Source organism: Williamsia sp. DF01-3 (assembly GCF_023051145.1).
Lineage (GTDB): Bacteria > Actinomycetota > Actinomycetes > Mycobacteriales > Mycobacteriaceae > Williamsia.
The window spans coordinates 575,907-596,644 of the sequence record NZ_JALKFS010000005.1; the positions used below are offsets into that span (position 1 = coordinate 575,907).

At 64.5% G+C, this 20,738-nt stretch carries 18 protein-coding genes and 1 pseudogene; 8 read left to right on the forward strand and 11 right to left on the reverse strand.

Going from position 1 to position 20,738, the window contains the following annotated elements; all coding sequences use genetic code 11:
- Positions 1-118: 118 nt before the first annotated feature.
- Both MVA47_RS04640 and MVA47_RS04645 read right to left on the reverse strand, forming a co-directional pair.
- Complete coding sequence (locus tag MVA47_RS04640) at positions 119-1,213, reverse strand: Glu/Leu/Phe/Val dehydrogenase (protein ID WP_247206868.1); 1,095 nt, start codon at positions 1,211-1,213, stop codon at positions 119-121.
- 176 nt (positions 1,214-1,389) lie between these two features.
- Entirely contained in the window at positions 1,390-1,863 is a 474-nt protein-coding gene (locus MVA47_RS04645) for an Lrp/AsnC family transcriptional regulator (protein ID WP_247206869.1), read from the reverse strand.
- 156 nt (positions 1,864-2,019) lie between these two features.
- Between MVA47_RS04645 and pdhA the strand changes: the two are divergent.
- From pdhA to lpdA, 4 genes and pseudogenes are all read left to right on the forward strand, one after another.
- Positions 2,020-3,104 (forward strand): annotated as a pseudogene (pdhA, locus tag MVA47_RS04650) (pyruvate dehydrogenase (acetyl-transferring) E1 component subunit alpha).
- Positions 3,101-4,096 (forward strand): alpha-ketoacid dehydrogenase subunit beta, encoded by a 996-nt coding sequence (locus tag MVA47_RS04655; protein ID WP_247206870.1) that lies wholly within the window; start codon positions 3,101-3,103, stop codon positions 4,094-4,096. Before pdhA ends, MVA47_RS04655 begins: the two are co-directional and overlap by 4 nt.
- A 10-nt stretch (positions 4,097-4,106) precedes the next feature.
- Complete coding sequence (locus MVA47_RS04660; RefSeq protein WP_247206871.1) at positions 4,107-5,426, forward strand: dihydrolipoamide acetyltransferase family protein; 1,320 nt, start codon at positions 4,107-4,109, stop codon at positions 5,424-5,426.
- 18 nt (positions 5,427-5,444) lie between these two features.
- On the forward strand, positions 5,445-6,821 hold the full coding sequence (gene lpdA / locus MVA47_RS04665) for a dihydrolipoyl dehydrogenase (RefSeq protein WP_247206872.1): 1,377 nt from the start codon (positions 5,445-5,447) through the stop codon (positions 6,819-6,821).
- A 15-nt stretch (positions 6,822-6,836) separates the two neighbouring features.
- Here the strand turns inward: lpdA and MVA47_RS04670 are convergent, their stop codons facing one another.
- Positions 6,837-7,469, reverse strand: coding sequence for an isochorismatase family protein (locus MVA47_RS04670; RefSeq protein WP_247206873.1), 633 nt, complete (start codon positions 7,467-7,469; stop codon positions 6,837-6,839).
- 189 nt (positions 7,470-7,658) lie between these two features.
- A complete protein-coding gene (locus MVA47_RS04680; protein WP_247206874.1) occupies positions 7,659-8,777 on the reverse strand; it encodes an FAD-dependent monooxygenase in 1,119 nt (372 codons plus the stop codon).
- A gap of 135 nt (positions 8,778-8,912) precedes the next feature.
- Here MVA47_RS04680 and MVA47_RS04685 point away from each other — a divergent pair, with 135 nt between their 5' ends.
- Positions 8,913-9,692 (forward strand): alpha/beta fold hydrolase, encoded by a 780-nt coding sequence (locus MVA47_RS04685; protein ID WP_247206875.1) that lies wholly within the window; start codon positions 8,913-8,915, stop codon positions 9,690-9,692.
- An 82-nt stretch (positions 9,693-9,774) separates the two neighbouring features.
- Here the strand turns inward: MVA47_RS04685 and MVA47_RS04690 are convergent, their stop codons facing one another.
- Both MVA47_RS04690 and MVA47_RS04695 read right to left on the reverse strand, forming a co-directional pair.
- On the reverse strand, positions 9,775-11,208 hold the full coding sequence (locus tag MVA47_RS04690; RefSeq protein WP_247206876.1) for an APC family permease: 1,434 nt from the start codon (positions 11,206-11,208) through the stop codon (positions 9,775-9,777).
- Between the two features lie 131 nt (positions 11,209-11,339).
- Positions 11,340-11,753 carry a hypothetical protein gene (locus tag MVA47_RS04695; RefSeq protein WP_247206877.1) on the reverse strand — a complete coding sequence of 138 codons (414 nt, stop codon included), beginning with the start codon at positions 11,751-11,753 and terminating at the stop codon, positions 11,340-11,342.
- Between the two features lie 310 nt (positions 11,754-12,063).
- Between MVA47_RS04695 and MVA47_RS04700 the strand changes: the two genes are divergently transcribed.
- On the forward strand, positions 12,064-13,851 hold the full coding sequence (locus tag MVA47_RS04700) for a gamma-glutamyltransferase family protein (RefSeq protein ID WP_247206878.1): 1,788 nt from the start codon (positions 12,064-12,066) through the stop codon (positions 13,849-13,851).
- 28 nt (positions 13,852-13,879) lie between these two features.
- Here MVA47_RS04700 and MVA47_RS04705 read toward each other — a convergent pair whose 3' ends face one another.
- Positions 13,880-14,596 (reverse strand): GntR family transcriptional regulator, encoded by a 717-nt coding sequence (locus MVA47_RS04705; RefSeq protein WP_247206879.1) that lies wholly within the window; start codon positions 14,594-14,596, stop codon positions 13,880-13,882.
- 38 nt (positions 14,597-14,634) lie between these two features.
- Here MVA47_RS04705 and MVA47_RS04710 point away from each other — a divergent pair, with 38 nt between their 5' ends.
- Together MVA47_RS04710 and MVA47_RS04715 are read left to right on the forward strand one after the other, a co-directional pair.
- Entirely contained in the window at positions 14,635-15,525 is an 891-nt protein-coding gene (locus tag MVA47_RS04710; RefSeq protein ID WP_247206880.1) for a dihydrodipicolinate synthase family protein, read from the forward strand.
- A 53-nt stretch (positions 15,526-15,578) separates the two neighbouring features.
- Positions 15,579-16,277: a YoaK family protein gene (locus MVA47_RS04715; RefSeq protein WP_247206881.1), complete on the forward strand. Its 699-nt coding sequence runs from the start codon at positions 15,579-15,581 to the stop codon at positions 16,275-16,277.
- A 43-nt stretch (positions 16,278-16,320) separates the two neighbouring features.
- On the opposite strand, the gene MVA47_RS04720 is transcribed toward MVA47_RS04715, so the two are convergent.
- The 4 genes from MVA47_RS04720 to MVA47_RS04735 all read right to left on the reverse strand — a co-directional run bounded on the left by MVA47_RS04720 (position 16,321) and on the right by MVA47_RS04735 (position 20,660).
- Positions 16,321-17,067 carry a GNAT family N-acetyltransferase gene (locus tag MVA47_RS04720; RefSeq protein WP_247206882.1) on the reverse strand — a complete coding sequence of 249 codons (747 nt, stop codon included), beginning with the start codon at positions 17,065-17,067 and terminating at the stop codon, positions 16,321-16,323.
- Positions 17,068-17,099: 32 nt separating this feature from the next.
- Positions 17,100-18,116 carry an NAD(P)/FAD-dependent oxidoreductase gene (locus MVA47_RS04725; RefSeq protein ID WP_247206883.1) on the reverse strand — a complete coding sequence of 339 codons (1,017 nt, stop codon included), beginning with the start codon at positions 18,114-18,116 and terminating at the stop codon, positions 17,100-17,102.
- A gap of 774 nt (positions 18,117-18,890) precedes the next feature.
- Positions 18,891-19,835 (reverse strand): manganese catalase family protein, encoded by a 945-nt coding sequence (locus MVA47_RS04730; protein WP_062794704.1) that lies wholly within the window; start codon positions 19,833-19,835, stop codon positions 18,891-18,893.
- 321 nt (positions 19,836-20,156) lie between these two features.
- A complete protein-coding gene (locus MVA47_RS04735; RefSeq protein WP_247206884.1) occupies positions 20,157-20,660 on the reverse strand; it encodes a M15 family metallopeptidase in 504 nt (167 codons plus the stop codon).
- Between the last annotated feature and the right edge of the window lie 78 nt (positions 20,661-20,738).

Here is a 20,738-nt window from a genome sequence, read left to right on the forward strand (position 1 = left end):
CAAGCTCATCCTTACTAAGGGTGGCATTGCCGAACCCGTCTCAGGGAAGGTTTACCTTGGCTGACAACAACTTCAGAGCTCTATACGTGTGATCGGCGTGGTGCGCGCTGCCGGTGCCTCACGCTGCATCGTCAAGCCGGCGACGCGCGATCCGGTCGGCGGCGACACCGGCCGTGATGTTCTCTCGGGCCGCGGTCTGGAGAATGAATGTCATTGTGTCGAAGACGGATTCGACGCGCTTGCGTACCTCTTCGCGGGTACGCCCGCGGAGCTCGCCCTCGACCTGGATGAGCCCACCGGAGTTGGCCACATAATCCGGTACCCACACGATTCCGCGGTTGACGAGTGTCCTCTCGGCCTCCGGGGTGAGCAACTGGTTGTTGGCGGCGCCGCAGACGATGGATGTGTTCAGCGTCTCACTGGTGGCTATGTCCAACGTGCCACCGAGCGCACACGGGGCATAGACGTCGAGGCGTTCGGCGCGGACGTCGGCCGCCACCTTGGTGCGGGGGAAGGCATGCAGCACGCGGTCGAGTGAGGGCTGATAGACATCGGAGACCAGCACCTCCGCGCCGGCTTCTGTCAGGAGCGACACCAGTTCGAAGCCCACCTTTCCCGCACCCTCCACGCCCACCGTGCGTCCGGCGAGTTCGCGTTCCCCCCAAACCTGCACTGCCGCTGCACGCATGGCCTGGAACACTCCGAGGGCGGTGTTGGGCCCGCTGTCACCCGATCCGCCGGCAGCCGTGTTGCGGCCGACGACGTGTGCGGTCGATTCGCCGATGATGTCCAGGTCGTCGCTGTTCGTGCCCACATCGCCGGCCGTGACGTACAGACCGTCGAGTCTTTCCACGAATCGGCCGTAGGCGCGCAGCAACTCGGGCGTCTTGATGGTCCGCGGATCACCGAGGATGACGGCCTTGCCTCCGCCGAGGTCGAGTCCGGCTGCCGCAGCCTTGTACGTCATCCCGCGTGATAGTCGCAAAACATCTGTGAGCGCGGCACTTTCGTCAACGTAGGAATGAAAACGGGTGCCGCCGAGGGCAGGTCCCAGCGAGGTGGAGTGCAAGGCGATGATGGCCTGCAGACCGCTTGCGCTGTCCTGGCAGAACACCACCTGCTCGTGCGCGGGCTCGTCGATGGGGAAGTCTGATCGACCGAACACGTGGCTTGTGGCCGACTCTGCGGGCAGAGGGGTGACGGTGACGGACATGGAAACCTCCGGGTAGGTGGTCGAGGATTGAGTGTGCAACTAGCTGCACGAATGTTGTCCCGGAGCGGCGAAGTGGTCAACAGCGACCCAGATAATTGCGCAATGTGCACATTATGCTGCGTGTACCCGCTGTCACGTTGCTCAGATTGCGGCCTCTGTGACCACGCGGCCTGGCCTCACCGACCGTGCGCGAGCCGCTCGAGCAGGGGGCGGGTCCGGTAAGGGATCGCATCGCGCATGGCCACCGACATGGTGGTCCGTTCGACACCGGGTACCGCCAGGATCAGCCCGGCCACGCGGTAGAGGTCGTCGGCGTCGAGGGCAGCGACCGCGATGAGAAGGTCTGCGTCCCCGGAGATTCCGATCACCTCGATCACCTCCGGGATGTCGCCGAAGAGGGCGATGATCGGTTCGAGTCGGTGCTGGTCGACGACCGCGCTGATGTAGGCGCGCAGCGTGTATCCGAGGTCTCGCGTGGAGATCAGTCGGTCCATCGGCGCCAGAACACGCCGCTCTTCCCATCGGGCCAACCGGGATTGAACGGTGTTCCTGGCCATCTGGAGGGCGGTCGCCAACTGCACCCCGGTGGCGCGTGGGGTCTCGCAGAGGGCGAGCAGAAGGCGGGCGTCAGAGCGGTCGAACTTCGTCATGTCGCACAGTGTCGCACGTCTCATCACCGGGAAGTTGGTCAAATTGCGCAAGTTCGTCCACAGCTCTTGTGCAGTGTGGCGCTCGCTGGTTGCCTGACGTGCACCGAATGAACCGTGGGCGAATGCCCACGTCAGCCCTGGCGAGTGGAGGCCCCGGTGATCGACAACGACGATCTGGTCCAACTGATCAGCCCGACGGGCGAGCGACTCGAGAACCCCGAGTACTCCGACCTCGTCTCCGACATCGACGTGGACGCGTTGCTGCGCCTCTACGAGGACCTGGTGGTGGTGCGGCGCATCGACGCCGAGGCAACCGCTCTGCAGCGCCAGGGAGAGCTCGGCCTGTGGGCGCCGCTGCTCGGTCAGGAGGCCGCGCAGGTCGGCTCGGCGCGGGCGCTCGATCCCCAGGACTTCGTCTTCGCCAGTTACCGCGAGCACGCGGTCGCCTACTGCCGTGACGTGGACCCGGCCCACATGCTCCGGTTCTGGCGAGGATCCACCCATTCGGGCTGGAACCCCTATGAGTACCGGATGACCACACCGGCGATCATCGTGGGCGCGCAGGCGTTGCACGCCACGGGATACGCGCTCGGCATGCAGTTCGACGGCGTGGACGGCGCCGCGATCACCTACTTCGGTGACGGGGCCACCAGCCAGGGCGACATCTCCGAAGCCCTCGGTTTCGCCGCGAGTTTCCATGCGCCCGTTGTCTTCTTCTGCCAGAACAACCAGTGGGCGATCTCCGAGCCGGTCTCGTTGCAGTCGCGTGTGACCATCGCCGAACGCGGGCGGGGTTTCGGGGTTCCGAGTGTGCGGGTCGACGGCAACGACGTTCTTGCCGTCATCGCGGTCACCCGCGCGGCGTTGGCGCGGGCCCGAGAAGGCAGTGGCCCGACACTGATCGAGGCGGTGACCTATCGGATGGGACCACACACCACGTCCGACGATCCAACGCGATATCGGTCCGCGGCGCTGGACGACGAATGGCGGGCCAAGGACCCTCTCGACCGGGTGCGGGCGCTGCTCGACGCGGCAGGCGTCCTCACCGACGATGTCCTCGAACGGATCCGGAACCAATCGGACACAACCGCAGCCGAGCTACGACGCGGCTGCCTCGAGACCGTGGAACCGGCCCCGCTGTCGATGTTCGACGAGGTCTATGCCGAACCACACCCCTGATCGACGAGGAACGACGCGAGTTCGCCTCGTACCTCGAAGGATTCGAAGGAGACGTTCGATGAGCGCCCCGGCCATCACCCCCGCGGTCATGCCGATTGGCAAGGCCATCAACTCCGGTCTGCGCACAGCGATGGAGAAGGATCCGAAGGTGGTGCTCCTCGGCGAGGACATCGGCAAGCTCGGAGGTGTGTTCCGGGTGACCGATGGTCTGCAGAAGGACTTCGGACCGCAGCGGGTCATCGACACACCCCTGGCCGAATCCGGGATCATCGGCACGGCAGTGGGTCTGGCGATGCGCGGCTACCGGCCTGTCTGTGAGATCCAGTTCGACGGATTCATCTATCCGGCGTTCGACCAGATCGTCTCGCAGGTCGCCAAGCTGCACTACCGCACCGGCGGCAACGTGAAGATGCCCATCACGATCCGGGTTCCCTACGGCGGCGGAATCGGCGCGATCGAGCACCACTCGGAGTCGCCCGAGGGTTACTTCGCTGCGACCGCTGGTCTGCGTGTGGTCACTTGCGGTACCTCCGCAGACGCCCACCAGATGATCCAGCAGGCAATCGAGTCCGACGACCCGGTGCTGTTCTTCGAACCCAAGCGCCGGTACTGGGAGAAGGGGCCGCTCGCCGAGGCCGGGGATGCCTACCCGCTGCACAAGGCCCGGGTCGTCACGCCAGGCTCGGATGTCACCCTGGTCGCCTACGGCCCCCTCGTCACCACCGCGGTGCAGGCGGCGAAGATCGCAGCAGGAGAGGGCCGTTCGATCGAGGTGATCGACCTACGCTCGATCTCCCCGCTTGATGTCGACACCGTTGCGGACTCGGTCCGCCGCACCGGGCGCCTGGTGATCACCCATGAGGCCCCGGTGTTCCTGGGTATCGGCGCGGAACTCGCGGCGCGCATCGGTGAGCGCTGCTTCTTCCATCTCGAGGCCCCGATCGCTCGCGTGGGCGGATTCACCCTGCCGTATCCGCCGGCCAAGCTCGAAGAACACTTCCTTCCCGACGTCGACCGCATCCTCGACGCCGTCGACCGCACGTTCGCATCGTAGGAGCCAGCTCATGCCGACAACCCAGACCTTCTTGCTCCCCGACCTCGGCGAGGGGCTCACCGAGGCCGAACTACTCACCTGGCTCGTGACGGTCGGCGACACCGTCGAACTCAATCAGAACATCGCCGAGGTCGAGACGGCCAAGGCTTCGGTGGAGCTGCCCTCTCCCTATGCGGGAACTGTTGTGGCGCTGTACGCAGACGAGGGAGCCACCATCGAGGTGGGCCGGCCGTTCATCGACATAGCTGTCGAGGGCGCCTCCACTGACGACACACCTACCGCCCCTGCGCCATCACAAACACCGCCCGTGAGCAAGGAACGCACGCCGGTTCTCGTCGGGTACGGCGTCGCCGAGGAGAGCACGGGACGGCGTCGTCGGCGGACGAACGCGGCCACCGCGTCGGCGGTCGATGCTGTTGTGACAGAGCAGGAGCGCCCGCTGGCCGCGCCGCCGGTCCGGTTCGCAGCCAAGCAGAACGGTATCGATCTGGCCGAGGTGCCCGCCACCGGCGATCGGGGGCAGGTCACCCGCGACGACCTCGAGCAGTACCTGGCTCGGTCGGCTGCCGACCCGGTGCCCGAGCCCGGGGCCGCTTCGGGTGAATCCGCCCGCCCTGGCGCGGCGGTGCTGGACGAAGAACGCACCCCGATCAAGGGGGTCCGCAAACACACCGCCGACGCCATGGTCCGCAGTGCCTTCACCGCACCGCATGTCACCGAGTTCGTCACCGTGGACGTCACCCCGGCCGTCGATCTGCTTGCACAACTCAAGGAGTCCAAGCATTTCCGGTCGGTACGCATCACGCCGCTGGCGTTGGTGGCCAAGGCTCTGCTCGTGGCACTGCGGTCCAATCCGTCCCTCAACTCCGCGTGGGACGAGGCAAATCAGGAGATCGTCACCAAGCGCTACGTCAACCTGGGAATCGCTGCGGCGACCCCGCGCGGCCTCATGGTGCCGAACATCAAGAACGCCCACACGTTGAGCCTGCGCGACCTCGCCGAAGCGCTCACCACGTTGACGACAACGGCGAAAGAAGGGCGCACCGGTCCACAAGACCTGTCCGCGGGCACCATCACTATCACCAATGTCGGTGTGTTCGGGGTGGATTCGGGTACCCCGATCCTCAACCCCGGCGAGGCGGCGATCCTGTGCTTCGGCGCAATCCGCCGACAGCCATGGGAATACCGAGGTGAGATCGCCCTGCGATCGGTGACCACGCTCAGTCTCTCGTTCGACCACCGGCTGGTCGACGGCGAGCAGGGATCTCGTTTTCTCGCAACCATTGCCGACATCCTGTCCGATCCCGTCACCCTGATCGCGCTGAGCTGAGCGCACCCGGAGGAAACCATGACCGACATCCCCGACGTCCTGATCTTGGGAGGCGGGTCGGGTGGGTACGCTGCGGCATTCCGCGCCGCCCAACTCGGCAAGACCGTCACCCTCATCGAAGAAGACAAGGTGGGAGGGACCTGTTTGCATCGCGGCTGTATCCCGACCAAGGCGTTGCTCCACGCAGCCGAGGTCGCCGACACGGTTGCCCACGCATCCAAGGTCGGGATCGGCGCCGAGCTCACGAAGGTCGACGTGGCGGGAATCCACACGTACAAGAACTCGGTGGTAGACCGCTTGTACCGCGGCCTGCAAGGGCTGGCGAAGGCCCACCGGGTCGACATCGTGAACGGCACCGGTCGCTATGTCGGGGGACGCAGCGTCGAGGTCGGGGGGACCACGTTCACCGGACGATCACTGGTGCTCGCGACGGGTTCGGCGGCCCGGACCCTGCCGGGTGTCGACTGCGGTGGACGAGTCCTGACGAGCGATGACGCGCTCGAACTGCCCACGCTTCCCGAGCGGGTGGTGATTCTCGGCGGCGGTGTGATCGGCGTCGAGTTCGCCAGCGTCTGGGCATCTTTGGGGGCTCAGGTCATCATCGTCGAAGCGCTGCCACGATTGATCGCCACCGAGGACGAGTGGTCTTCCAAACAACTCACCAGGGCTCTCAAGAAGCGCGGCGTGACCGTCAGGACAGATGCGCGGTGCGAGGCTGTCACGCAGCGGGCCGACGGGGTGACCGTGGTACTGGCAGGCGGCGATCTTCTCGAGGCGGATGTTGTGCTCGTGTCGGTGGGCCGTGGGCCGCGGACGTCTGGGAATGGATTGGCAGAAGGCGGCATCGAGCTCGACGAGCGTGGATTCGTGCGCGTGGACGGTGCGCTGCGTACATCTCAGGACGGGGTATATGCGGTGGGTGACATCGTCGCGGGACCACAACTCGCCCATCGCGGTTTTGCGCATGGCATCCACGTGGCCGAGGTGATCGCCGGACGCGGTCGGGTTCTCGCCGAGGACTCCTCCATCCCACGAGTCGCGTACTGCAATCCGGAAGTCGCATCGGTCGGGCTCACCGAGGTGCAGGCGCGTCAGAAGTACGGTGAGGTGTCAACGGTGGTCTACGATCTGGCCGGAAACGGGAAGAGTCAGATACTCGGGACAAGCGGCGGAATCAAAGTGATTCGCGCGCAGAAGGATTCGGGACAGGTCGTCGGCATCCACATGGTGGGTGAACGCGTCGGCGAACTGATCGGCGAGGCACAACTGACCGTGGGGTGGGGCGCCTACCCCGACGACGTCGCCGCGCTTGTCCATGCGCACCCGACCCAGTCCGAAGCGCTGGGTGAGGCGCACATGGCGTTGGCGGGGCTGCCGTTGCACAGTCACGGCTGAGCCCCGCCTGCTTCGCTATACGGTGGCACTTCTCCCGTCGAGTGCGGAGGCCACCAGGTTGCTCGCCGCAAGCGGTTCGCCCTTGTCGACTGCTGCAGCCCACTGCTCGGTTGTCGCCACGGCCGCGAAGTTGGAGTTCAGCAGAACCATGATCGTCTCGTGTAGCTGCTGGGCAGATACTCTCCCGGCCTCGTTCGACAACGCTATGGCTCCGGTGGCGTCGGAGAGCACCTCGGTTGTGAACCCGAGCGACTCGGCGTGGGCGGCGGTTGCGATGGCGCAGTTGTTGGTCATGAAGCCGACGATGGAGATGGTGTCGATACCGTTGTCGCGCAACCACTCTGCAGCATCGGTGCCCGCGGGTACGCTTCCGTACACCTTCTCGACACGCTTCCACTCGGGTTGGACCAGTTCGGCCACCGCGGGGTGCAGTTCACTGCCCGGCGAGCCGGAAGCGAACACGGGTGCACCCGCCGGCAGGAGATGCTGAACGACCACGACGGGAATCGACTGCGTTGTGGCGACTTCGATCGCCCGTACGACGTTGGTCAGCGAGTCCTCGCGAGGTGGGTACTGGATCTCCAGAGGGCCGTCGAAGTACTCCTGCTGGACGTCGATGACGATGAGTGCGCGTCGAGGGGACGACATGGATGACTGCTTCTGGGTCAGCCCGAGGCGCTTCCCCCCAACGGTGCCATTGTGGAAGTCCAGCACTGGGCACTCGAGCACCTCGATGAACCGCTCGGTGTTGATCGCCTGGCTACACACGCCAGGATGAGCCGGCGCAGTTTCATCCGGAAGATGAACAGAACCGCGGGCAGGACAGCCGCGAGCCGGTCAGCGCGCGGCGTTGATCGCGAACCGCTGGTTGCGTGCCCGCAGTTCGGACTCGGTGGCCGGAACCATGAAGTCGCGGGCTTCGTGAACACCTTCCTGCGCGGTTGAAACCCGCGGGCGCAGCAACTGCTCGTAGCGGGTGAAGGCGATGTCGTGGGCGGCGCCGGCTTTTGTCATCTCCGACACCAGAGTGTGGGCACCGATCATCGCCAGTGAGGTGCCTCGTCCGGAAAAGAGTGATGCGGCGTGCGCGGCATCGCCGATCAGGACCACCCGCCCGCTCGACCACCGGGGCATGTGCACCTGGCTGACCGAATCGAAGTACAGCCTGTCGGCCTCGGCGACAGCCTGCAGCAAGAACGGGGACTCCCAGCCCTGCTCACCCTTCATCAGGTCGATCAGCACCCGCTTCTGGTCGCCGAGGTCACGGTTGTCGTAGTCGACCTCGGGGGTACGAGCGGCCATGAATCCGATTGTGCGCGAGCCGAAGTCCGTGATGCAGAACATGCGGCCAGGGGTGTTGTAGGTGACGCTCTCGCCCGGGGTTCCCGAACCCAGGGGAAGGTCGACAAAAGCGGTATAGGTGTCGAGATGCCGGCGGAAGGTGATCTCGGGTCCGAACACGGCTTCTCGGACCGTCGAATGGATACCGTCGGCGCCGATGACGAAGTCGAAGGCGCCTGTGCGGCCGGACGCCAGCGCGACATCGACGGCAGCGCCGTTGTCGGTCACGTCGACGATCGAGTCGTCGTAGACGAACTCGGCATTCGTGCCGATGGCGCCGTGCAGGATTCCGATCAAGCTGTCCCTGGCGATCTCGACGTCATCGGCCGAATCGGTTGCGAACTCGTTGGGGAGCACGGCAATCGGGTGGCCCTGATCGTCGACCCAGGTGGTGAAGGCCTCACGGCCGGACGTCGGCACCCTGCTGTCGCGGATGTCGCCGAGGATTCCCATCGCGTCAGCGACCGCGAGTGCGTCGCCACGGATGTCGATCGGTGACCCTGCCACCCGCAGTGCTGGTGCGCGCTCGACCACTGTGACCTCGTGACCGGCCTTCTCGAGCCAGAATGCAACCGAGAGACCGGCGATGCTCGCTCCCGAAACCAATACAGCCATGGTGGCCTCCTTCAGATCTGAGCCCGCATCCGATCGTATGCAATTCGGCTACAATAGGATCCAATCTAGCATTGTGTGCGTGTTCGCGCACTCGATTGCGACGATGTTTTCCTCCCATCGAGAAAGAAGATCGACATGTCAGACATCGTGGTCACGCTCCGAGACGGTAGATCGGTGCCATGCGTCGTAAAAGGTTCTGGCGCACCGCTGTTGCTGATCCACGGGGCCGAGAGTGATCGGACGCAGTTCGCAGACCTGATGACAAGGCTCCCATCCGGCCTGCAGGCAGTCGCCTACGATCAGCGCGACACCGGCGACCAGGTCAGCCCAGATGACCACTACACGATGGACGCCATGGTAGACGACGCCACCGAGGTGATCGAGGCACTGCAATGGTCGAACGTGCACGTCCTCGGGACCTCGTACGGAGGCGTGGTCGCCCAGTTGCTGGCGATCCGGCATCCGGAGCGGGTCAGGACACTGTCGTTGGTGTCGACCACCGGTGCGTACTCATGGATGAGCGGATTCGCGGAGAAGTCGAAGAAGATGTCGGCCGCAGCAAGGGCCCAGACCATGCTCGACGCCGCCGTCAGCCCAGACGCGCGAGCGGCCGATCCATCGCTTGTGGACCGTATCCGGGCGGCCTTGGTGAACCGGACAGCCGAGCAGCATGCCCGGCGGATGAACGCACTGAAAGACCACGACTCGAGGCAGCAGCTTCACCGGATCGCTGTGCCCACTCTTGTTGCGCACGGCGCCGACGACCCGGTGATCCCGATCGCGGCAGGTCGGGAGTTGGCCGATCACATTCCTGGATCCGCATTCTGGGAGATCCCGAAGGCGCGGCACGCCACCGCGTTCGAGTACGGCGACGAGTTGTCCGCGAAGGTGGCGACTTTGGTCGAAGGCCGATGATGATCGAGCCGTGATCCGGGTTGGTCAAGTCACACAAAGGGGTGCCTCCGAGCGGAGGCACCCCCTTCTGCCGTGGCCGATCTCAATCGGTGAGGTGCTCCTCCAGGTCGTGGCCGTGGCCACGGCGCCGGTAGATGACGGCCCCGTAGATCGCGCCGATGACGGGGATCGCCGGCATGGCGGCGACGATCCAGGAATCGCTGCCGGTGACGTCCTGGTAGTTGATCACGACGATGACCCCGATGGCGGTGAGCAGCAGGCCGGAGATGGCCGGTGCAATCTTCGACGACCACGCGGTCTCTCCGTCGAGTCGACCACGCATCGAGGCCACGACAACGCTGAGGGAGCAACCGATCATCAGCCCGATGATCGACAGTGACGTGATGCCTGAGACCGCCGGGAAGAGATTGATGATGGGGTCGGACTTGGCGATGACAAACGGTACGAGAACGATCAGGGAGATGGCGATCTGAACGGCACACGACACCTGTGGCGTGCCGAAACGGGGATGGACGTCAGCGCATCGCTCCGGCAACAGACGGGACCTGCCGAGCGCGAACATGTAGCGCGCGGCCATGTTGTGGAAGGCAACCGCTGCGGCCAGGAAGCTGAAAGCGACGAGCAGGCTGAGCATCTCATCGGACCATCCACCGAGGTATTCGCTGGCGGTGGCGAAGATCAGGCTTCCTGGATCCTCGGCGGCCACGGTCTGGACGTCAGGAAAGGCTGCCACGATCGACCACGTCGAACCCATGAAGACCAGAACAAGAAGCGCCAGAGCGCAGTACGTCGCAACCTTGATGCTGCGTCGCGGTGCGCGAGCCTCCTCGCCGTAGATCGCGGTGGCCTCGAAGCCTGCAAATGACAGCACGCAGAACACCAGCGACAGCGCGAGGTTGCCTTCGAACATCCGGTCCGGGGCAAACACATTGAGGGAGAAACCCTCCGGGCGCTGGACAAGAATTGCAATGCCGAGCCAGATGATGATGCCGAACTGGGCGATGGAGACCAATGAGGTCACCTGTTTCGTGATCTCCACACCCACCAGTCCGAGGACCGCGGTGATCACCAGTGCGATTGCGCCGTAGACGTACCACGGCAGGTCGATGTCGGTCATCGTGCTCACTGCGATGTCTGCGAAATAGCCGGTGGCAGCGATCATTCCAGCGGCAGCGAGGTTGTAGGCGACCGTCGCCACGAACGCCGAACCGGCCCCGGACGCCTTGCCGAGACCGTAGCCGATGAATGCGTAGTAGGCGCCGGCGTTGATGACCCGCCGACTGAGCACCACGTAACCGGCCGTGAAGATGGCGAGCAGTATGCCGACCAGGACAAGCAGTCCGACAAGTCCCTCACCGACTCCGAAGGCCAGGCCGATCGAGAGGTTCGACGCCATCGCGGTCAGGGGAGCGGTCGCGGCGACGACCATGAACACCATGCCGGCGACGCCGATGGTGTTCTTTTTGAGTTGATGTGTTTCTACTGGGCTCGTGAGCTCGTCGTTGGGGACGGCCATGTCTTCTTCTCCTGGTGAGGGATCTGTCTGTTGGGGATCAGGGCGCACGGAATCGCAGTCGGGCATCGCCGCCCCGTGGTGGTGTTGTGCGGTGGCGCCGCTGGGGCGCCGATGTTCAGATGGTGAACGACTCAGCGATCAGCGGGTGTGGTGAACGACCCGCGATCGTTGTGCTGCCAAGGCAATTCGGTCTCGCTGGGCGAGGTCTCGAGCAGTTCTACGACGTAGTGGGTGACGGTCTCGTTACCCAGGTTGCGGATGCGGTGAGGATTGAGGGGCTTCGCCGATCCCACGGTCTTGTAGAGGACAAAGCCGGGCTCCGCGTGCTGCGTGATGCCCCATTCGTCGTCACCCAGCTCCTGCCCCTGGGCGTTGCCCGCTGCCGGCCAGATGACGACGTGATCATGGTGGTGCTGATGGAAATCGAACATCCCCCCGGGTTCGAGCGTCATCGACCACACGCGCACTCGATCGTTTTCGAAGATGAGGGTGTCGCCGGGCGTCGGGGGAATGGCGGTGCCGGGACGGGTCGGGGTGTCGGCCATGTGGGTTGCTCCTAGCGGGTGGTGAAGTGCTGTATCCAGTGTCGCTGATCTGAACGCAGTTCGTAGTTGGATCCAAGAAATTGAAACAGGATGCAACGGCGACCTTGCCACTTCGCGAACAACCCGTCAATAGGTACGCCAAGTATCGACGCAGGTAGAAGATGTTTCAGAGACGTTACGCCGAATGATTCGCGGTGTGCGGTGCTCGGATGGCCGTCGCGAGTCGACGGCGTAGTGAGCACAGTTCGGGTCCTGTATGGCTACTATTCGTGTGGATAGGATCCAATAACGAGTGCCAGCGAGGTTGACGATGCCCTTCACGCCCCCGAGTGAGTTCCTCACCCGCCCCGATCTCAAGGGAACCTTCGGGATGTCGGCTTCGACGCATTGGCTGGCGTCGGGTGCGGCACAGTCGGTGCTGGAACGCGGTGGTAACGCCTTCGACGCAGCCACGGCTGCCGCGTTTGTGTTGCACGTTGTCGAACCGCATCTGAACGGCCCGGGTGGCGACATGGTCGGCATCGTCTCCCCGGTGGGCAGGCCGCCGCAGGTGCTGATGGGCCAGGGCCCGGCGCCGGCCGCAGCCTCCATCGCTCACATGCGTCGACTCGGTCTGGACATGGTGCCGGCGTCTGGTGCACTCGCCGCCGCGGTGCCGGGTGCGGTGGACGCGTGGTTGCTGCTCCTGCGTGACCATGGCACCTGGGAGCTGAGCGACATCCTCGACTACGCGATCGGCTACGCGGACAACGGCCACTGCCTGTCAGGACGAGCGTGCGCGGTGATCGGCGCCGTCGCCGACCTCTTCTTCGAACACTGGCCGACATCGGCAGCACTGTGGATGCCCGACGGTCGCGTGCCACTCACCGACCAGCTGTTCGAGAATCCGGCGTACGCGGAGACTCTTCGACGGCTGGTCGCCGCCGGCCGGGACCGACGTTCACGATCGGAGCGGATAGAAGCCGCGCGCACGGAGTGGGGCTCGGGGTCGATAGCGGCTGAGATCGATGCGTTTGTGCGACAACCGCATCGGCATTCATCCGGACGGGACCATCGAGGGGTCCTGACGCTCGCTGACATGGCGGCGTTCAGCGCCTGCTGGGAGCGTCCGGTGGCCTTCGAGTTCCGCGGATCGACCATCCTGAAATCCGATGCCTGGGGGCAGGGGCCGGTGTTGCTGCAGGCGCTGGCCATCCTCGACGAACTGCCCGAGGAGGAGGTCGATCCGTCGACCGCTGTCGGCGCACACAACGTCCTCGAGGCGCTCAAGCTGGCCATGGCCGATCGAGAGGCGTACTACGGCGACGGCCTCGACCGGTCGCAGCTCGAGGTGTTGCTGTCACGGGAGTACGCCGCCGTTCGCCGCAAAGAGATTGCGTGGCATGCGTCCACTGAGTTCCGGCCCGGGGTGTGCGGCATCGATCCGTACGTGCCCCCGCTGGTGGAAGCGGCCGGCCAGGCATCGGGCGGCGCGACCGGCGAACCGACCGTCACCGTCACCGGCGAGACGCGCGGCGACACCTGCCACATCGACGTCATCGACCGGTGGGGCAACGCGATCTCGGCGACTCCTTCGGGCGGGTGGCTGCAGTCGTCGCCGACCATTCCCTCGTTGGGTTTTGCTCTGGGAACACGACTTCAGATGTCGTGGCTCGACCCGGCCAGCCCGTCTGCCCTTCGCCCCGGGAAGAGGCCGCGGACCACGCTGACCCCCACCATGGTGATGCGCGATGGATGGGCGGTTGCGGCGCTGGGCACGCCCGGTGGCGATCAGCAAGACCAGTGGCAACTCAGTTATCTCCTGCGAACGCTCATCGGTGGCTACACACCTCAGCAAGCGATCGATGCCCCGACCTTGCACACCACGTCGATGCCGGGCTCGTTCTGGCCACGCACCTGGGAGCCGGGAGGAGCAGTGGTCGAGGATCGGCTGGGGGAGGGGGTGATCGGGGAACTCGTCGCTCGTGGGCACCGCATCACCCGCGCCGGTGATTGGTCACTGGGCCGACTGAGTGTGGTCACCCGCGACCCGTCTTCCGGCGTACTCGGGTCGGCTGCCAATCCCCGTGGGGCACAGGGTTATGCAGTCGGACGATGATCGGCGCGGACGATGGGATCTGTGACGGTCAGGGTGTGAAGGTCTCTTGTGATCGGCTGGTGATGAGTTCGCGTGCCCGGCGGGAGTGTTCGATCATCAGGTCCCGGGCAGCGTTGCCATCGCGGCGGTCGATGGCCTCGACGATGCGTGCGTGCGCGTCGGCGTTCTCGGCCAGCAAGCGTGGGTCGGCATCAAGTGCCGTCCATGTGAGGTTGCGGGGGATCCGGTGATGCAGCGACGACACCGTCGCGGTGAGCTGAGTGTTCCCGCCCGCGTCCAGGATCGTGTCGTGAAAGGTGGAGTTGGCCTTGACCCAGCGCTTGCGAAGCTCTGCCGGCGTGGACTCCCCGTCGAGGGCAGCCTGCACGACGGCACGGAAATCATCGACGGCCGCGTAGAGAACCTGCAGTTGAGAGTGGGTGATCAACCGGGCTGCCTCATGGGCGGCGTGCCCCTCGAGCAACGCCCTGACCTCGAACACCTCGGTCAACTCGCGCAGCGACGGCTGACGGGGCCGGGCGCCGCGGTTGGGGACGATCTCGACGACGCCCAGAGCCTGCAGTTGGCCGAGCGCTTCGCGGATCGGCATCCGGCTCACGCCGAGTTCTCTGGCAAGCGACTCCTGGCGTATCCAGGTCCCGAAGTTGTACTCGCCGCGGCTGATTCGCTCCGCGATCGTGTCCACGAGCTGCTGGACCAGCGGCGAGGTGGCTCCGGCAGGCTCACCGCCGCCGTTCTGTGCCATCGATTTCCTTCCGCAGACGTCTCGAAGATTGGATCCAGATGAATGCTACTGACTCGGCCGGTGCAGTGTGGGCAATGGTACCCACGCCCTTCACACCAGGCGGCAAACGTATCTGCGAGCAGTCCCTCCGCGCGCTGACCCGCGAAATGCTCGAGCGAGGATGCACGGGATCGATCGCGCTCGGGGTCATCGCCGAACCGGCCTCGCTCTCGCTCGACGAGAAGATGACGGTGCTCGACGTCGTGATCAGCGCATCGGAAGGCGCTCCCGTCATCGCCACGGTCATGTCACTGGATCCGACCGTCGCGGCGAACGACGTGACAGCGCTCGCCACACGGTTCGGGACGTCGCTGGCAGGAGTGATGATCCCCGTTCGATCAAGCGACGCCGATGTCGTCAGACGTTCGATTGTTGATACCCGCGGCCTCAGCAATCTGCCGGTGATGGTGCAGGATCTACCGTCGGCCACCGGTGTCCGCATCGACATCGACGACCTGGTCGGTGCACTCTCAGGTCTGGGATCGTCGTTGATGGCGGTCAAAGCCGAAGCGTCTCCGACATTCTCGAGAATTCGCCGACTCCGGGAAGACGTCGGCACGGTGGTTGTATCCGGCAACGGCGGGATCGGCGTGGTCGATGACTTCCTGGCCGGAGCCCGGTGGGCTGCTGCCGGGATCTCGCGTCCCGAGGTACTGGTGCAGGCAGTCAGGCGCATCGAGTCGGGCGACCTCGTGGGTGCACAGCGAATGATCGACCCCGTGGCCTCGTTGATTTCCTACGAGACCCAACCGGGCACGAGCATCGCGATCCGCAAGGAGCATTGGCGACGGCAAGGTGTCATCGGCGACTCGGCTGTCAGGCGACCTACGATGTCGTACGACCCGGCATTCGACGTCCACAGCGAGCGAATGGGTTTCGCCGCCGGCTGAGCCCACACCGCCCGTTACCGAACTCAGCCCGCCCCTACCAGTTGGAGCACCCGATGACATCCCCGAAAGAACCGGCACTTCTCGACCGCGTCGAAAGGCGGGGCCTGGTCCTGATGTTGGTACTGACGTTTGTCACAGGGGTGGTCGATGCGGTCGGCTACCTGGGGCTGGACCGAGTCTTCGTGGGGAACATGACGGGAAACATCGTCATCCTCGGAATGGGTGTCGCCGGCGCCGACGATCTCCCCGTCCTCGGACCCGCCATTGCGCTCGGCACCTTTGTGATCGGAGCATTCGTCGCGGGAATGGTATTGCGGCGCAGGCCGAAGGGGTGGACAACGGCCGTGACAGGTTGCCTTGCTGCAGGTTCGGTGATTCTCGCCGCCGCGGCGACAGCTGCCGCCCTCACCGACACCGAACACTCCGTGTCGGCCCAGATCTGTGTTGCCGCGGCAACGGCGGCCGCTATGGGCATCCAGGCGTGCGTGGCACGCAAGGTTGCCATCGCAGACATGACGACGGTGGTGGTGACTTCCACCCTGACGTCGCTGGCCGCCGAGACATGGACGCGTGGTGGACGAACCGCTCTGTGGAACCGCCGATTCGGCGCCATTGCAACGATATTCGTCGGGGCTCTGATCGGTGCGTTGCTACTGTCGGTGAGCGCGGTGGGTGTTGCTCTGGCCGTTGCCGCCGGGTTGTCCGTCCTGGTGACCGTGATCGGGCACATTCACATGCGAGCGTCGGCCTGAAGAAGTTCTGATCCGCTGTGCAGCGAGGGTGCACTCCCGAGCGTCACTGCTCTTGAGTGTGCGGTGCGGGCGGTATGCGGAAGCCTCGGAATGTGACCTCTTCGCGTATGCGGAAACCGAGTCGTTCATAGAGTGAGACCGCAGCGGTATTCGACTTGATCACGTGCAGGAACGGTCGATCACCACGGGCCATGATGCTGGTGACAAGTGCGGTGACCAGTAGAGAAGCGTAACCGCGTCCCTGAGCCCCGGGGGTGGTGCAGACCGCACTGATCTCAGTCCAACCCGGCGGCCGCAGCCGTTCGCCGGCCATCGCCACCAACGCGCCGTTCTCACGGATTCCGATGTACGTGCCCATGTCTGGGGTCTGCGAGAAGAACGGACCGGGGCGGGTCAGCGCGACGAGGTCGAGCATGTCGGGCACGTCTTTCGAACCCAGCTCGACCACGTCGACGCTTGTGTGACCCCTCGGGTCGTCTTCCGCGTAGATCATCTGAAAGCCGTCGAGATCGAACACCGGTTCCCAATCGGTCGGTGGCTCGGCGGTGGAGCTGAACATATCGGCGAGCTCACCTGGGCCCACCAACTGTGCGAGATCGTCCCATCTTCGCGGATCTTGGTCACTGTCCACGGCCGCAAAAGTGGCGACGCCGGAACGGTATGCGCTGGCCCGGCCGAATCTGCGGCCGAGATGGGCATGACGATGTCGCAGTGATTCACCGACTGGGTCCGCCAGGGGGCCGATGTCGCTCACCGGTGTGGAGCTTGTGCTCTTCTCAATGCCTGCCACCTCGCGAGTATGCACGACTCCCACCGTGGAGTTCAGTGCACACCATGGCGCCGATCGCCGAGAATCCTGGTGGTCACCGCTGCCTCGATCTCCCGTGAGAACGACGCCGCCCTGGCCTTGACCGCTGCCTGCGCATCGCTGGAGATGAGGTCGAAGTTGATGGCGGCAGCGGCCTTCATCCCACCGGCGGCCGACGACCCAACCGTTGCCGAGAGGTCGGTGACATTGCCTGCAGCCCAGACACCTTCGATGTCGGTTCGACCCATCTCGTCGGTGGCCACGTAGAGGCCGCCGGACATGTGGTCGGACAGCTTGCCGCCGAGCAACTCGTAGACGTCGGCTCGTGCGACCATCCGCGGCATGACCGTCACGGCCTCGACATCAAAACGTCGTCCGCCGGCGACCTCCACTCCGCGCAGCGTGCCGTCCTCGATGACAAGCTGTGTGATTCTCCCTTGCACCACAGACACATTCAAGGCAGCGAGCTGCAACCATTCGCTCTCGCTCGGTTCGGGCATCTCGTGCAAGAACAAGGTGACATTGTCGCTGAGCTGGCGGAACAGTAGCGTCTGGTGCACGCTCATGGCTCCGGTGCCGAGCACGCCGAGTTTGCGTCCGCGCACCTCCCAGCCGTGGCAGTACGGGCAGTGCAGCACACTCGATCCCCACAACTCGGCCACGCCGGGAATGTCGGGGAGTTCGTCGATGAGGCCCGTCGCCAGCACGAGCCGGCGGCAGTTGACGGTGTGGCCGTCGGTGAAGTCGACCTCGAAACCGTCGGTGTCGCGTCGGACCGCTGCGACGCTGCCGGATTTGATCTGCGCACCGTAGTGCTCTGCTTCGCGTCGCCCCTTGGCCAGCAACTCGAGTGGCGAGATGCCTTCGTTGCCGAGCAGATTGTGCGCCCCGTCGGCCTTGGCGTTGCGCGGTTCGCCGCCGTCGATGACCAGAACCGTGCGGAGAGACCGCGCCAGCGTCGTCGCTGCGCCCAGCCCAGCCGGTCCGCCGCCGATGATGACCACGTCGTAGAAGTTGTCAGTCGAGTTCATGAATCCTCCTTGAGGTGCTCATCGCCTATCAATGGGCACGGTTCGAGGGTGACTCAGAGTCTGGAGATTCGGCAAGTAATTTTGCTGGATTGGCAACTCGCGGCTGTCGCGGGAGTGGTGTCAGTGCCGCGAGCGAGCCTTCAAACCCGCTCAGGAAACCGGGCGTTGCGTCGTCTGCAGGGCGAGCTTGGGCCCGTTTCGCGAGCGGAGCGCGAGGCCAGCTCGCGAAACTCGCTCTCGCTCGGTCTGCAGGCCGAGCGTCGACCAGTACCGCGAGCGCTCCCGGCAGCCCGGTCACGAAACTCGCCCGTGCGCTGCCTGCAGACCGAGCGTCGACCAGCACCGCGAGCGAAGTTCTGGGCCCGGTCGTGAACTCGTGTACGCGCGGCCTGCAGTCCGAGCGTTGACCAGTACCGCGAGCGCGCCTTCAAACCCGCTCAGGAAACCGGGCGTTGCGTCGTCCGTAGAACCAAGCTTGGGCCGGTTTGGCGGGCGGGGCTTGGGGCTCGATCGCAAAACTCGCTCTCGCGTCGTCTGCAGTTCGAGCGTGTGCCGATTTGGCGAGCGAAGCTCTGGGTCCGGTCATGAAACTCGCGCGCGCTCGGTCTACGGCTGAGCGTTGCCCGGTTTGGCGGGCGGGGCTTGGGGCTCGGTCGCGAAACTCGCTCTCGCTCGGTCTGCAGTCCGAGCGTCGACCAGTACCGCGAGCACACCCCCACCCAACGACAAAGGCGACGCGGTGAACACCGCGTCGCCTCTGCTTTGTCGTGCTGGTTACTTGGTCTTCGGGTCGTCCGCTGCAGCGATCTCGACTTCGGCTGTGGCCTGGATCAGCGCCAGCAGTTCCTTGTCGAGGCCGGGTGCGAACTCTTCCTTACGTTCCGGCGCGATGGTCATCGGGAAACCTTCGGGCATCACGGCAGTCGACAATTCGGTGCCGTCATTCGAGGGTGACGCTCCGCGGTAGAGCTTCGCAGCTTCACTCTGGTCGTCAGCGCTGAACGTGTACTGGATGCTCTGCAAACCCTTGTCGAGGAGCTTCTTCACCTCGGGGAACGACTCCGCGTTCGTCTTCGGGATCGGCAGCACCTTGCCCCAGTTCACGCCGAGACTTTCCAGTGCTTTTGCGAAAGCGTTCTCGTGAGCCTGATCGCGGACGATCAGGTAAGAAATCGTCGACCGTGCCGCCTTGTTGTCGGTCATCTCATAGATGCGGCATTTCTGCAGTCGACCGGTGGATTCCAACATCAAGTTGTACAGCAGGTCCAGTACGAGGTTGCCACTGTTGTAGACGTACGACCCGAGCCACGGATTGCCCGCAGCGTCGACGGGCAACGCTCCCTGCGCACCGACCAGGTAATGGTGGATGTTGCTGGTGTCTAGGGCAATCTTCAACGGCGTGGCACCCTTGGCACCCGGCTTGTCGACCGGGTCGGTCTTCTTGCCGTTGTATTCCGGTGACCCGTCCAGAAGGCGGGAAATGGTGGTTCCGATGAGTTCCACGTGGCTGATCTCTTCAGTGCCCACGCCCTGCAGGAGATCCTTGTACGCCTTGGAGGAAGCGTCGCCGCGGAAGTTCATGGACTGGAACAGGTATTGCATCATCGTGCGCATCTCGCCGAACTGACCACCCAGACCCTCCTGCAGCGCATTCGCGGCTGCGGGATCAGGCTCGTCGATGGCGATTTCATTGATCAACTGTTGTGTGTGCAAGTACACGATTTCTCCTCAAGATCTTTTCGGTGAAACGACCGGAAATCAGGAACTGAATGCATTGGTCCACCGATTCAAGGCGAGTGCAGGCAAAAACTGCCATTCACTCACCGCATTCGGAGCAACCGGTCAAAGCTGTAGTACCCAAGCAGTTGGCAAACAAACCCGCCCTGGTGAATTGCCTTGGACATGACGGCGAACAGGCCGCAAATACCGCGGACTCCAGGATCGTCATCAAAAACATTTCGTACGTCGAAACAGGCACCCGAGGTGCCAAAGTTTCGGACCCAGTTGATCGTGCAGCCCGCCTCATCAGGTCCACAGGTGTCACGTTCTCATCCTCGGGTCGTGGGACGGGTCCGGATACATTGCGGGGCAACCCGTTTCGATCGCATCGAGACGTAACTCGAAGTGCCATGGCTCGTTCTGATAGATCCGGCACAGCCCGTATCGTGCACCGTGCGTGGACAGCCATGCGGCTGCCCGCGGGGGTCCGATGTCGATGGCGTCTCCGGATACATGCGCCGACCTGGCCGGCGTGGCGACCCACCGCGACGCCTGCGCGTGGGAGCCGAACTTCAAGACCGCGTCCTGAAGGAGTTGGGCCTGATAGGCCGGAGAACGCCATCCGCTGTTGACCTGGAAATCGACGCCCTCGGCTGCGGCGTCAATGGCCGCGCGGTGAACGGCACGGAGGAGGTCGCGGTGGACGTTGGCCACACCCGGGAGGTGGTCATCGAATACTGAGGTGGCTGGGGGAAGGACTCCGTCATCCTCGGACAGGACGCGGTGGCCGGTCAGGCCGATAGCTAGCGGTGCGGTTCGGGTCATGTTCCCAGTGAAGGAAGTGCCGTGTTGCCAGCGTGTATGTGCTTTTCGGTATGTCTACGATATGCGACGGCTCGTAGC